The sequence below is a fragment of the Psychromonas algarum genome (assembly GCF_004376845.1).
Lineage (GTDB): Bacteria > Pseudomonadota > Gammaproteobacteria > Enterobacterales > Psychromonadaceae > Psychromonas.
In genome coordinates this window covers 1-13,837 of sequence record NZ_SNUW01000002.1, presented here as the reverse complement: position 1 = coordinate 13,837, position 13,837 = coordinate 1, and the positions used below count along the sequence as shown (strand labels likewise).

The window sequence follows — 13,837 nt, the reverse complement described above, 5'->3', positions numbered from 1 at the left end:
TAGTGTTTCTAACTCTAATTTATTAATAATAAGTTGCTTTATCATAAACTTATTTAACTGCTTCGCAGTGTATTCTCACAATCAGTGCTATTTTTAAGACTTTAGCCATGATGCAAATAGAGGCACCATTAATGAAATTAGTTCTGATGACTTTTATGTCTATTACATTATTAACTGCATGTACGACAACAAGTAAGCAATCTAGCATGAGTTTATCTATACCTGTACAGGAAACATCAAATCCTCAAGTTGTTCAAATTGCATCTAATCATAATTTAAGCTCAGATAGAGGAACCGGGTTTGGCGTTTATAATGAAAGGGTTAATAAAACATGGGTCACTTGGGCTGGTGAGAATATGAATACATATGTGCGAGAATATGATCATACTACTCATCTTTGGTCTGATTCAAAAATAGTTGGGCAAATACCTGATACTTATTTTTCACAATATACTTGGTCAGAACAAAAAAGAGATCATCATAATTATCCAAAAATGATACAAACAAATGATGGAAAATTAATGGTTGTTTATTCTGCTCATAATAGTCGACTGTATAAATCTACCTCTCCTTTAGAAAACTCCGTAGAAGGGTGGGACGCTACTCATTACCAAGAAATAAAAAATGGAGATGATCCCATCAAAGCAACTTACCCTTTAATTAATAAAGCAACTAACGGGGATATTTATATTTTTTATCGTTATACAACAGGTGCACCAACGGATTATCGCCCATTAGAAATGATTAAATCAACGGATAATGGTTTAACATTTTCAGAGCCTGTTCGAATAATTGATACTCATGATGCGATGCCTTCTAATATGAATGAAGTTTACAATGATGGTTTTCGTCATGAACCTGCGCACGGAGCAATTCCAGAGCGATTTTTAGTAGGCTGGACAATGGCAGGTGGGGGACCGATTAATAAGCATAACCTGTATCATAAAAATGCTTATTTTGCTTATTTTTACCCCGAAACAGACACTTGGACTGATGCCGCAGGTACTGATTTAGGAAGTAGTATCGATGAACATGAAATTAATCATTGTCTTGTTGTTGATAGTGGAGAACTTGATAGCAACAATAAACAAGCTATCGATTATTATTTTGCAGCTTCTTATACTGACGACGGTAAACCTGTCTTATTATATGCAGATAAAAAGGGTGGTAAAAAATACTTGAATAGTGCACGTTGGACAGGAAGTGAATGGGCTGTAGTGAATATTACAAAGGGCTCAAGTTTAATGGATATTGAAAAAATTGGAGTAAATGATTTCATTGCATACCATAAGTCAGGGGGTAAAATTGTTGCTTATAAAACAACTGATGGAGCCATTTCATGGTCAAGAGATCATGTTATAGATACTCAAATTAAAAACTTAAATAAAGTAGGCTTGATAGAAAATTACCACCCAGAAGTGAAATTTTTAGGGCTCCAAGCAGATTGGAAAGAAAGAGATACTTCGGGTAAATACAATACCTATATTATTAAAGAATAGTAGAGACATAATATTATAAATAAAAAGCCTCTAATAATTGAACGGTTAGTTCAGTTGTTAGAGGCTTTTTCTTAAAAAAAAGAGGTAGGATACTTAATCTTCGAGTTGTTTAATGGAGTGATTGTTTTTTCTATAAGGCACTGTCGTTTTGGTACATTAGATTCGAGATGTTTATCAACTATGTCGTTATAGTCTTTAAAACAACGATTGGCTACTTCATTCTGACGTAACCAATTCCATACTTGTTCAATCGGACTTAATTGTTCGTGGGTCAATCGAGATGGCCTCCCAGAATGAGGCTTTTCATTTAATTCATTAAGACCATAAAGATATTATGCACGCACATCTTGAACAAATATCCACAAGTACAGTTGAAGGTCGACATGCAGTTGTCATTATGGATGGAGCTGGATGGCATACAGAAGATATTGACACTGACTTTAATAACTTGAGTTGTATTAAACTTCCTCCCTATTCACCAGAGCTAAATGCAATAGAGCAAGTGTGGAGCTGGCTACGTCAGTATCATTTAGCGAATCGGTGTTTTAACGGTTACGAAGATATTGTTAATGCCATCTGTATTGCTTGGAATGAGTTTGTAAGTGATGTTAAAAGAGTAAAGAAAACAGGCACTATAGATTGGATGAGTCTGATCAACTAATTAAGCGGAATGGTGTTAGATGTCGATGTAATTAATCTAGTTAAATCATGATCCATAACAGCTCCTTTATGAGGTTATATTAGATCACAACATTATTGGAATTGGTATAAATAGCTATGGAACGTAGTTGAATGCTAATCCTAGTATTTACGGGGGCTTAGAAAGCAAAAAAGACGCTAAAAAGCGTCTTTGATGTTTAATATGGTGGCCCTTCCCCGACTCGAACGGGGGACCTGACGATTATGAGTCGTATGCTCTAACCAACTGAGCTAAAGGGCCTAATTTGTGCGCTGATTATATAAGCTAGATTTTTAACTGTCTAGCATATCCTGATTGATTGCTTATTTAATCAGCGTTAAAGGTAACATTTTTAAGATTAATTAATAATATTACCTTCATGTACTTTTTTACTTTTCTAAGAAGCTTCGTAGTTGCTCACTACGGCTTGGATGACGTAGTTTACGTAATGCTTTAGCTTCAGTTGCACGTTCACGTTTTCTGTGAGGTGCAGTTCGAAGTGTTTAAACAAAAAATCCTACCGAAGTAGGATTTTTAGCAGCTATCTATTCATCTAAGAAGCTTCGTAGTTGCTCACTACGGCTTGGATGACGTAGTTTACGTAATGCTTTAGCTTCGATTTGACGAATACGCTCACGTGTCACGTCAAACTGCTTACCCACTTCTTCTAGGGTATGGTCTGTATTCATATCAATACCAAAACGCATGCGCAGTACTTTCGCTTCACGAGCAGTTAGGCCTTCTAATACATCATTTGTTGCATTTTTAAGGCTTTCACTTGTTGCGCTATCAACTGGCAGTGCAATCGTTGTATCTTCAATGAAATCACCTAAGTGCGAATCTTCATCATCACCGATTGGTGTTTCCATTGAAATTGGCTCTTTAGCAATTTTTAATACCTTACGAATTTTATCTTCTGGCATCATCATGCGTTCAGCTAGCTCTTCTGGCTGAGGCTCACGCCCCATTTCTTGTAGCATTTGACGAGAGATACGGTTAAGTTTATTAATCGTTTCAATCATGTGTACGGGGATGCGAATTGTACGTGCTTGGTCAGCGATTGAACGTGTAATTGCTTGACGGATCCACCATGTTGCGTAAGTTGAGAATTTGTAACCGCGACGGTATTCAAATTTATCAACGGCTTTCATTAGACCTATATTACCTTCTTGGATTAAATCTAAGAACTGTAAACCACGGTTGGTGTATTTTTTAGCAATTGATATTACAAGACGTAAGTTAGCTTCAACCATCTCTTTTTTTGCTCGACGAGCTTTGGTTTCACCAATACTCATTGCACGAGAGATTTCTTTTAGATTAGTAATTGTTAGTGCACTTTCCACTTCAATTGCTAACATTTTACGAATACAACGCTCTAGATCTTCCGTTGCTTCTTTAATGCCTGCTACATAAGGTTCGTTGCCTGATAATAATTTTTCTAACCATGCGCTGTTAGTTTCATTACCTTTAAATAGCTTAATAAATTCAGCTTTAGGCATTTTGCATTGTTCAACACAGATTTTTAAGATTAAACGCTCTTGTACACGTGCCGCGCTCATGTTGCCACGGATCAATTTAACCATACGATCAAATTGTTTTGGAATAAGTTTAAACTGTTGGAAATATTCAGCTTGTTCGTCAATTGCAGAAAGTGTATCTGCGTGTTTACGACCATTTTTAGTAATTGATTTTTCAACGATGTTATTTAAACGACGTAATTCAGCAAACTTTTCAGCAGCTTCTTCAGGACAAGGGCCTTTAGGGCCTTCTTCCTCTTCTTCTACGTCTTCAGCATCTTCATCGTCATCTTCTAATTCTTTTTCTGATAGTTCTGAACCGATGTTAGTTGCGCTGACGGCTTGCGTCATATCGTCATTAGGATCGATAAAACCACTGATTAAGTCTGTTAATTTTAATTCTTCTGCTTCATAGCTATCGTAATTATCTAATAAGTTACGAATAGTCGCTGGATATTCAGATACTGAATTTTGTACTTCTTTGATGCCTTCTTCGATACGTTTAGCGATAACAATCTCGCCTTCACGCGTTAGTAGCTCTACTGTACCCATTTCACGCATATACATACGTACAGGGTCAGTTGTGCGACCGATCTCTGATTCAACGGTTGCTAATACTTGCGCTGCCGCTTCTACTGCGTCTTCATCAGGTTCATCATTGTCTGTACCAGATAGGATAAGATCGTCAGCATCAGGTGCAGTTTCAACAACACGTATCCCCATATCATTTATCATTTGAATGATATCTTCAATTTGTTCTGATTCAACGATATCTTGCGGAAGGTGGTCATTCACTTCTGCGAAGGTTAAGAAACCATTTTCTTTACCTTTAATGATCAGCTCTTTAAGCTGTGATTGAGGTGTTTGCGCCATAGGTACCATCCAAAAAAATTAGTCGTGAAATGCGGTATAAACGGGAAAAAATGTAAGCGCTCGATTATACGCTTAAATTGAATTTTATGCCAATCCCATTAATACTGTTTTTGTTCTTTTAGAAGTTGTGCTAATTGCACCGTTTCTTCTGTTGTTAAAACCTCACCTTGTCTTGATTTTTGTTTTAAAAATTCAATGCGTTGTGTGAGATGTAATGATAAAAAATTATCTAATATATCAAAAAATACTTGCTCATATTTATCTTCTTGCACTTGGTTTTTCCAAGTTGCTAAGGTGATTAATTGCTTTTCTTCTGGCTGATTTCGCCAATGTTCTAATAGTAGACCTGTAGAGAGATGGGGTGTCTCTCTGCAAATTTCAAGTAATGTATTTAAAAGAGTTAACCCAGGTATCTGCATTTCTTTAAATTCAGGGATCTCTGGTAGTTGATAAGCCATTTGCGGCTGTTGTAATAATAAAGAAATAGCCAAACGCATAGGCGTTATTTTTTGTGATTTTTTTTGTTTATCTATTACTTGAGGAGCTGGCAATAATTTTTTCAACCCTTCTTTTTCAATACCTAGTAAGCTGATTAAACGAGTTTCCATCATCTGTCTAAATACTGAATCAGGTAGTTTAGTTAATAATGGAATAGCTAATTGTGCTAATTTTGATTTGCTATCTGCACTGGTCATATCTACTTGTGAAAGCAATTGTTGATATAAAAAATCAGATAAAGGCATTGCTTGATCAACTAACTTTTCAAAAAAATCTTTACCCTCTTTTTGCACTAAGCTATCTGGATCTTCACCATCGGGTAAAAACATAAAGCGTAATGTTCGACCATCTTGAATAGAGGGTAAGGCATTTTCAAGTGCTCTCCATGCAGCAGTTCTACCGGCACTATCACCGTCAAAACAACAGATAACTTCACTGGTTTGTCTAAATAATAACTGAATATGATCTGGCGTTGTTGCTGTGCCTAATGAAGCGACTGCATAGTTGATATCAAATTGCCCTAAAGCAACAACATCCATATAACCTTCAACTACTAGAATGCGTTTAACATCTTTTTCAGCTTGCTTTACTTGATATAAACCATAGAGTTCCTTGCCTTTATGGAAGATAGGTGTCTCTGGAGAGTTTAAATATTTGGGTGTTGTGTCATCAAAGACTCTACCGCCAAAACCAATGACTCGACCTCGGCGATCAATAATAGGGAACATGAGTCGGTCACGAAAACGATCATAGCTGCCGCCACTATCCTTACTAATGAGCATACCGGCGTCGATTAGTTGTTGCTCTGTTTGTTTGTTGACTGCAAATTTTTTACGAACTTCATCCCAACCATCCGGGGCATAACCAATTTGAAAGTATTTGGCTGTTTGTCCTGATAAACCTCGGCTTTTAAGGTAGTTGATGACTTTTTCGCTGTTTTTATGTGAGCGTAATTGTTGCTGATAAAAACGTGTGATATCGCTCATTAGTTGATAAAGATCTTTTCTATCAACATAACTGGTTGTTTGTTGTTGTCCGCCATCTTCGCGAGGAACTTCAATAGACAGTTGCTCCGCTAATACTTCAACTGCGTCAACAAACTCTATGCCGTCATAATCCATGAGGAATGATACAACATTTCCACTTACTCCACAGTTAAAGCAATGATAGAATTGTTTATCCGAACTGACTGAAAATGATGAGTTATTACTCCCGTTATGAAAAGGACAACAAGCACGGTAATCCTTACCTTTTTTTCTCAACTTTACGCGGCTATCAATCACATCAACGATATCAGTACGTGCAATTAAATCATCGATGAAATTTTTAGGAATGCGGCCGGCCATGTTTGGATCCTATTATGAGAAAATCAAGAGTATAAAACAAAAAAGCCCCAGACTTAAATTAAGCTGGGGCTTTTTAATCAATGACGAGTGATATTGCTTACATTAAGTTTTTTCTTACGAGTCCACTTACTTGAGCCATATCTGCTCGACCTTGAATGTCTTTTTGGAGTATTCCCATCACTTTACCCATATCTTGCATACCTTTTGCATTTACTGATGCAATGGCTTGTTTAATATGCGCATCGATTTCTTCCGAAGTCAGTGCTTGAGGTAAAAACTCTTCTAAAATAGCAAGTTCTTTTTTTTCAATATCAGCAAGATCATGTCTATCAGCTTTTTCAAACTGAGTAATTGAATCTTTACGTTGTTTTACTGACTTAACAAGTACTGCTGTAACAGCATCGTTATCCAGTTCCACTTTGTCATCGATTTCAATTTGTTTTACAGCAGCAATTAATGAGCGGATTGTCACTAAACGGACTTTATCCTTTGCGCGCATTGCAAGCTTTTGTTCTTCTTGTAATCTTGTTTTTAAAGACATCGAGAACCTTTATCTATTCTAGTAAAGACGAACGCGACGAGCGTTATCACGAGAAAGTTTTTTCAAGTGACGTTTAACAGCTGCTGCTTTAGCACGTTTGCGAACTGTAGTAGGTTTTTCGAAGAATTCACGTTTACGTGTTTCTGCTAAGATACCTGCTTTTTCACAAGAACGTTTAAAACGACGTAGTGCTACGTCAAATGGTTCGTTTTCACGAAGTTTAATTACTGGCATATGCCTATTACCTTTATGGTTACGGTCGTAAATTGACCAGTGCATTTAAATTGGTGCGAGATTTTAATCCTATTTGGGGGATAATGTAAAGAAATTCCGTATTAATTTTAGTTAAAAAAGCATAAAGATCCTAATGATCTTTAGATCTGCTTTTTTATAATCAAGATAGATAAAAAAATCAGTGTTTGTTGTACTTTTCCGCTAGAATGCTTTTAATTTTTTATTTAACTAAGTTTGACTACTCATTTTAGTCAACTTTAACTGTTATAAGGTTGTTTATTATGCGAATTTTAGGCATTGAAACATCATGTGATGAAACGGGCATTGCCGTTTATGATGATCAGCAAGGTTTGCTATCACATCAATTATATAGTCAGGTTAAATTACATGCAGATTATGGTGGTGTTGTGCCTGAGTTAGCATCTCGAGATCATGTACGTAAAACAATTCCCTTGATTAAAGATGCACTTAAACTTGCTGGTTGTACAAAAGATGATATTGATGCGATTGCTTATACAGCAGGTCCAGGGCTTGTTGGCGCATTATTGGTGGGCTCGTGTATTGGGCGTAGTTTAGCCTATGCTTGGGGAAAGCCTGCGATTGCAGTCCATCACATGGAAGGTCATCTATTAGCCCCAATGTTAGAAGAAAGTAAACCAGACTTTCCTTTTGTTGCTTTACTTGTTTCTGGTGGACATACATTATTAGTACAAGTTGATGCTATTGGTGAATATACATTATTAGGGGAAAGTATCGACGATGCCGCAGGTGAAGCTTTTGATAAAACAGCTAAACTACTCGGGTTAGATTATCCTGGTGGTCCTCGTTTAGCTAAAATGGCAGAGCAAGGTGCTGCAGGACGTTTTAAGTTCCCACGCCCGATGACAGACAGACCTGGTTTAGACTTTAGTTTCAGTGGCTTAAAAACCTCTGCTGCTGTGACCATTGCAAGAGAAGGTAAAGACGATCAAACGCAAGCTGATATCGCTTATGCTTTTCAAGAAGCTGTTATTGATACTATTGCGATTAAATGTAAAAGAGCATTAAAACAAACGGGTTTAAAACGTTTAGTGGTTGCTGGTGGAGTAAGTGCTAACACAGCTTTACGTGAACAATTAGAAAATACGATGAAAAAATTAGGTGGTGAAGTATTTTACCCTCGTAATGAGTTTTGTACTGATAATGGTGCCATGATTGCTTATGCGGGCATGCAACGTTTAAAAGCGGGACATACTCAAGATCTTAAAATACAAGCAAAACCGCGTTGGCCATTGCAAGATTTACCGAGTGTTAATAGTTAAACCAAATAGTTTATTTATATTTAAATGTTTATTAAAGAGGGTTTATGAAGTCACAAAATAATGAGTCATTTCATCAAGGGCATTTAAATATGCCGGTATATCAACAGATAGAAGATGATGAGATTGACCTACGTGAGTTAATCAAAGTGATCTGGGATTATAAATGGCTAACTGCTGTTATGTGTGTGCTGGCTATTGTGGGCTCTGTTTTTTATGCTTTAAATGCACAAGAGTGGTGGGTTGCTAAAGGTAAAGTGATTCAACCTCAGTTAAATGATGTTGCTGAATTATATTCTCAAACTGAAAGAGTTAAGGCTGTTTTAAAAGCAGGAGAGTTAAAAGGTGAATTAGATAATGGAGAAGCAAATATACCTGTTTCTTTTTCTAATTTATTCGAACCTCATGTTTTATTTGCAAACTTTATTAATACATTTAATTCGTCAATTAATAAAAAAGAATTCTTAGAAAGCAATCCTGTCTTTTTAGCTTTTTTGAAATATCATAAAATTGAATTGCCTACTAATGAAACGACTGCTGAAAACCAATTAGTACGTCAAACTTACCAAACAACTTTAAATGGTTGGTTACAGGAAATTAATGCATCACAAGATCCTAAAACAAAAGAAGCAACCCTATCTTTTCGTACGGATGGTAAGCATAGTTCTTCGGATCTTTTGAATAAATATATTGATTTTATTGCTAATAAAGTAAAAGAAAATCAATTAGAGAAGTTTTCTTTATTTGTTGACTCATCTCAAAATGAATTAGAGGTTGCTATTGCGATGTCTGAAGCTCGCGTAAAATTAGAGCTTCAAGTGTTACTGAAAAAAACAGAGTTAGCTTATAAAATTGCTTCACAATCGGGAATGAATGATTACAAACCTAACCTTAATGTTGAAGAGGATTTATTTCAAATTAACTTAGGGGCTAAAGCATTAAAGTCTAAAGTTGAAGTATTAAAATCAATTAAAGACTTGAGTATTCTAGATCCTAATATTGCAAAAATGAAAATAACGTTAAATACGTTAAAAGATCTACATAATGTAAATAACCAGTCTTTTACACCTTATCGTTATTTAGAAAATGTAGAGCCGCCACTTAATCGTGCTGCTCCTAAGCGAGCTTTAATTGTTGTTTTAGCAACGCTGTTAGCAGGTATGGTATCTATTTTCATTGCATTGGTTCATTTTTATATGGTTAGAAAGCCTGTAATTAAACAAGAAAGTTAATCAACTGATTTCATGTTCTGAAGACAATAAAAAACCGCTTATGCGGTTTTTTATTGTCTATCTTTTGTGATTGCTATCATTAAGCATCTCTAGGTAAACCTTTTATGACTGCTTTAATTAAACGCTGATTTAAACGATCAACATTGATGGGTAATTTTAACTGTTGTTCTGCTAAAGCCCATTGAATATGTTCATTAATGATTTCATCTTCGTTAATTGCAAGTTTGTCCTGCAAGGCGGTAATCGTTTCTAGACTACTCGGAGCATTACCGAGTGCAATGGCAATATTTCTTAACCAACGCTGATAACCAATTCTACGGATCGGGGATCCTTCAGTGTTTTTTAAAAAAGTTTCTTCAGACCAATTAAATAGAGTGATTAAAGATTGGTTTTGTAAAAAATATTTTGCTTGATAGTCTGACTCTTGTGTTATTTCTGCGAAACGATTCCATGGGCAAATTAACTGGCAATCATCACAGCCATAAATACGGTTGCCGATGGCTTTTCTAAATTCTAACGGAATTGTTCCTTGTAATTCAATGGTGAGATAAGAGATACAACGTCTACCATCAACCACATAAGGACTAACAATCGCCTGAGTTGGACAAATTTTTATACATGCAACACATTGCCCACATTGATTCGTTTGTGCTTGATCAACAGGTAAAGGTAAATCAACTAAGAGTTCACCAATAAAAAACCAAGATCCTGCCGTTTTATCTAATAGTAATGAGTGCTTCCCAATCCAGCCTAGGCCTGCTTTTTCTGCTAGTGGGCGTTCTAATACGGGGGCACTATCTACAAAAGGGCGGAAGCCAAATTCACTTACTTCATGTTGGATCTTGTCTCCTAATTGCTTCAATTTTTTACGTAGTACTTTGTGGTAATCTCGACCTAAAGCATAACGGCTAATATAAGCGAGATCTTTATTTTCTAAATTAGAAGCAAATTGAGCATCTTCTGGTAAATAATCCATACGTGCTGAAATGACACGCAATGTACCAGGCAATAATTCGTTAGGACGAGCACGTTTCATACCATGCTTAGCCATATAATCCATTTCACCGTGATAATTATTATCTAACCATTTTTGTAGGTTTACTTCGTGATCAATGAGATTGATATCGCTAATTCCTACTTTTTGAAAACCGAGAACTTTTCCCCACTCTTTTATTTTTTGAGCAAGTTCCTGTAATCCGTGTTCAGATAACGTTGGGTTATTTGAGGTCTTTAATTGCTGGTTATTTTCCATGATTAACTTTTAGTGATTATTGGGGAATGTTGATAGTAAAAATTTATCTTAATGTCATTTTAGTCAGTTTATCATATTAAAGTACTATTTTAGGTAGCGATGTGTACTCACAAATATGTTTTCATATGGAATTAACACAATAAAATATGTTATTTTCCAGTTTTAATTAATGCACTTTAATACGTTATATGTGTCTATACCAATCACATTAAAATAACTGAGACATCTTATTGGATAAAAAGAAGCTGTTATCGATTAACTTACTACTGCTAATAATACTAGAGGTAGTATGAATCATGTGCTTTCTGGTAGTATTATGTTCATTTTTTAAATAAATAACAAAATGCTATTTATTCTCTATAAAAACCATTTATTTATATCGGAAGTTAGTAAAATTCATGTCTAATATATTAAAAGAAAAACTACATAATGCAGAGCAAACCGTTTTGTTTGGAAAGCGTTTAAGTGAAGCTTGTGAACTCGCTACTTGTGTTTATTTACATGGTGATTTAGGTGCAGGAAAAACAACATTAACTCGTGGCTTTATTCAAGGTTTGGGACATGTTGGTAATGTAAAAAGTCCTACTTATACCTTAGTTGAACCTTATGAGTTAGCTGATTGGCAGGTTTACCATTTTGATTTATATCGTTTGTCAGATCCTGAAGAATTAGAGTTTATGGGGATCCGTGATTATTTTGGTGAAACAAGTCATTGTTTAGTGGAATGGCCTGAACGTGGTATTGGTTTTTTACCGCCTCCCGATATCGATTTAACATTAACGTATGTAGGCGAGCAGCGTGAAATTACTTTACAAGCAAATACTGTGGTTGGTTTAAGAGTATTGAAAAAATTATGATGGTTCAGGAGAAGATGGCAATTTTAGTAAATTCATTATTTAAATCTACAATACGTTTTTTATGTTTTGTTTTTATTTTACAAAGCATCAGTTTCAGTGTTTTTGCTGCTCAGCAAAATAAACTTGAAGGCATTCGTGCTTGGCCTTCTCCTGATAATACTAGAATTGTATTAGATCTTTCTCAGAAACCACATTATAAAACTCACTATTTAACTAAACCAGATCGTTTGGTAATTGATTTAAATTCAACGATTAATAAAGCTGATTTGAATAAGATTACTGCCGATAGTGCTATTGTTAAAAAAATAAGAAGCAGCGCAACTGGTCAAGCGAATACGTTCCGTTTAGTCGTCGACTTAAAGCAAGCGAGTCAGGCCAAAATCTTTAGCTTGCCACCCGCAAAACCTTATGGACATCGTTTAGTTATTGATATTCCTCATAAGGAAGTGGCTCAAGTGCCGGCTAGTATTGCCGTGGCACAACCAAAATTTGTAGGTCGTGATCTTATTATTGCAATTGATGCGGGACACGGTGGGGATGACCCCGGTGCGCTAGGTAAGTATACCTATGAGAAAAAAGTAACCTTAGAAATCGCTAAACGTTTAAAAACTAAAATAGATGCAGAAAAAGGAATGCGCGCATTTCTCGTCAGAACAGGGGATTATTTTGTTAATTTAAATAAAAGATCCGTGATAGCTCGTAAAGGAAAAGCTGATTTTCTAGTTTCAATTCATGCTGATGGTTTCACTTCTAGTCGACCTAGAGGAGCTTCAGTTTGGGTGCTATCAAACCGCCGAGCAACGTCGGAATTAGGCCGCTGGATGGAAAGGCATGAAGCGCATTCTGAGTTATTAGGGGGGGCGGGTGATATTATCCAAGACTCTGATAGTGTTCCATTTTTAAATAAAATGTTACTTGATATGTCCATGGGGAATACCATGGATGTTGGTTATGCAATTGGTAGTTTAGTGTCTAAAGAGTTGTCTAAAGTTACTTATATGCATAAGAAAAAACCAGTGCATGCAAGCTTAGCGGTTTTAAAGTCTCCTGATATTCCTTCGATTTTAGTTGAGGCTGGTTTTATTACTAACCGCACAGAAGAGCGCCTATTAAATCAACCTGCTTTCCAAAATAAAATTGCAGGTGCTGTTTATAAAGGTATATATAAGCACTTTATTCAAACGCCTCCGCAGGGTACTTTGTTTGCACAGAAAAAACGAATTATTAAACATACTGTGCGTAGTGGCGAGTCTCTTTCGATATTAGCTAAGCGTTATAGTGTAAGTAGTGCAAATTTAAAAAAATATAATGAGTTAAAATCTAACTCTCTACGTATTGGACAAGTTTTAAATATTCCACCTAATTATCATGTGGTTGTTAAATCAGAGCCTGTTAAACATTACGCAACACCTACTGAACCTCAAAGAGCAATTGTACATACAGTGCAGCGTGGTGAGTCATTATCTGTTATTGCTAGTAAATATAATAAAACAGCAGCACAGTTAAAATCCCATAACAAATTACGCTCAACATCATTAGCGATTGGACAAAAAATAAAAATTCCAGGTGTTTACATTAGTCCAATTCAACCGATTAAATCCGCGCCTAAAATCATTACCAAAAAAGTGAAACAAAAAGACAAGTTACATATTGTTAAGCGTGGAGAGTCTCTCTCTGTGATTGCGCAAAAATATAATAAAACCAGTGCTCAATTAAAGTCTTTTAATAAGTTGCGTTCAACGTCATTAGCGATTGGTCAGAAAATTAAAATTCCGGGTGGTTATGTTATAACTAAAACAACTGTCACTCCAAAAGTTGTTCAATCTCATAATACTCAACCATCTGTGCATGTTGTGCAACGTGGTGAATCATTATCTGTGATTGCGCAAAAATATAATAAAACCAGTGCTCAATTAAAGTCTTTTAATAAGTTGCGTTCAACGTCATTAGCGATTGGTCAGAAAATTAAAATTCCGGGTGGTTATGTTATAACTAAAACAACTGTCACTCC

Annotated in this window: 10 protein-coding genes, 1 tRNA gene and 2 pseudogenes; 6 read left to right on the top strand and 7 right to left on the bottom strand. The window is 35.8% G+C overall.

Features of this window, described 5'->3' with window-relative positions:
* The first annotated feature begins 131 nt into the window (after nt 1-131).
* A complete protein-coding gene (locus E2R68_RS00185) occupies nt 132-1,499 on the top strand; it encodes a BNR-4 repeat-containing protein (RefSeq protein ID WP_166738764.1) in 1,368 nt (455 codons plus the stop codon).
* Nucleotides 1,500-1,570: 71 nt separating this feature from the next.
* Here the strand turns inward: E2R68_RS00185 and E2R68_RS00180 are convergent.
* Nucleotides 1,571-1,762, bottom strand: a pseudogene (locus E2R68_RS00180) (hypothetical protein); the annotation flags it as partial.
* A 59-nt stretch (nt 1,763-1,821) separates the two neighbouring features.
* Here E2R68_RS00180 and E2R68_RS00175 point away from each other — a divergent pair.
* A pseudogene (locus tag E2R68_RS00175) lies at nt 1,822-2,160 on the top strand (transposase); the annotation flags it as partial.
* A 202-nt stretch (nt 2,161-2,362) separates the two neighbouring features.
* On the opposite strand, the gene E2R68_RS00170 reads toward E2R68_RS00175, so the two are convergent.
* The 5 genes from E2R68_RS00170 to rpsU form a co-directional block, all read right to left on the bottom strand.
* A tRNA-Ile gene (locus tag E2R68_RS00170) sits at nt 2,363-2,439 on the bottom strand.
* Between the two features lie 284 nt (nt 2,440-2,723).
* Entirely contained in the window at nt 2,724-4,568 is a 1,845-nt protein-coding gene (gene rpoD / locus E2R68_RS00165) for an RNA polymerase sigma factor RpoD (RefSeq protein WP_134275486.1), read from the bottom strand.
* 98 nt (nt 4,569-4,666) lie between these two features.
* Complete coding sequence (gene dnaG, locus E2R68_RS00160) at nt 4,667-6,412, bottom strand: DNA primase (protein ID WP_134275485.1); 1,746 nt, start codon at nt 6,410-6,412, stop codon at nt 4,667-4,669.
* Between the two features lie 97 nt (nt 6,413-6,509).
* Nucleotides 6,510-6,953 carry a GatB/YqeY domain-containing protein gene (locus E2R68_RS00155; protein ID WP_134275484.1) on the bottom strand — a complete coding sequence of 148 codons (444 nt, stop codon included), beginning with the start codon at nt 6,951-6,953 and terminating at the stop codon, nt 6,510-6,512.
* A gap of 18 nt (nt 6,954-6,971) precedes the next feature.
* Nucleotides 6,972-7,187 carry a 30S ribosomal protein S21 gene (gene rpsU, locus E2R68_RS00150; RefSeq protein ID WP_025563760.1) on the bottom strand — a complete coding sequence of 72 codons (216 nt, stop codon included), beginning with the start codon at nt 7,185-7,187 and terminating at the stop codon, nt 6,972-6,974.
* 281 nt (nt 7,188-7,468) lie between these two features.
* On the opposite strand from rpsU, the gene tsaD reads away from it, so the two are divergent.
* Nucleotides 7,469-8,488: a tRNA (adenosine(37)-N6)-threonylcarbamoyltransferase complex transferase subunit TsaD gene (tsaD, locus tag E2R68_RS00145; protein ID WP_134275483.1), complete on the top strand. Its 1,020-nt coding sequence runs from the start codon at nt 7,469-7,471 to the stop codon at nt 8,486-8,488.
* A 44-nt stretch (nt 8,489-8,532) separates the two neighbouring features.
* Nucleotides 8,533-9,717 carry a Wzz/FepE/Etk N-terminal domain-containing protein gene (locus tag E2R68_RS00140; RefSeq protein ID WP_134275482.1) on the top strand — a complete coding sequence of 395 codons (1,185 nt, stop codon included), beginning with the start codon at nt 8,533-8,535 and terminating at the stop codon, nt 9,715-9,717.
* A 79-nt stretch (nt 9,718-9,796) separates the two neighbouring features.
* On the opposite strand, the gene queG is transcribed toward E2R68_RS00140, so the two are convergent.
* The gene (queG, locus tag E2R68_RS00135; protein ID WP_134275481.1) at nt 9,797-10,969 is read right to left on the bottom strand and encodes a tRNA epoxyqueuosine(34) reductase QueG; all 1,173 of its coding nucleotides are present in this window, start codon (nt 10,967-10,969) and stop codon (nt 9,797-9,799) included.
* Between the two features lie 398 nt (nt 10,970-11,367).
* On the opposite strand from queG, the gene tsaE reads away from it, so the two are divergent.
* Entirely contained in the window at nt 11,368-11,826 is a 459-nt protein-coding gene (gene tsaE / locus E2R68_RS00130; protein WP_134275480.1) for a tRNA (adenosine(37)-N6)-threonylcarbamoyltransferase complex ATPase subunit type 1 TsaE, read from the top strand.
* A 14-nt stretch (nt 11,827-11,840) separates the two neighbouring features.
* Nucleotides 11,841-13,837, top strand: a 1,997-nt coding sequence (locus E2R68_RS00125; RefSeq protein WP_208380070.1) for a LysM peptidoglycan-binding domain-containing protein, incomplete at its 3' end; no start/stop codon positions are given.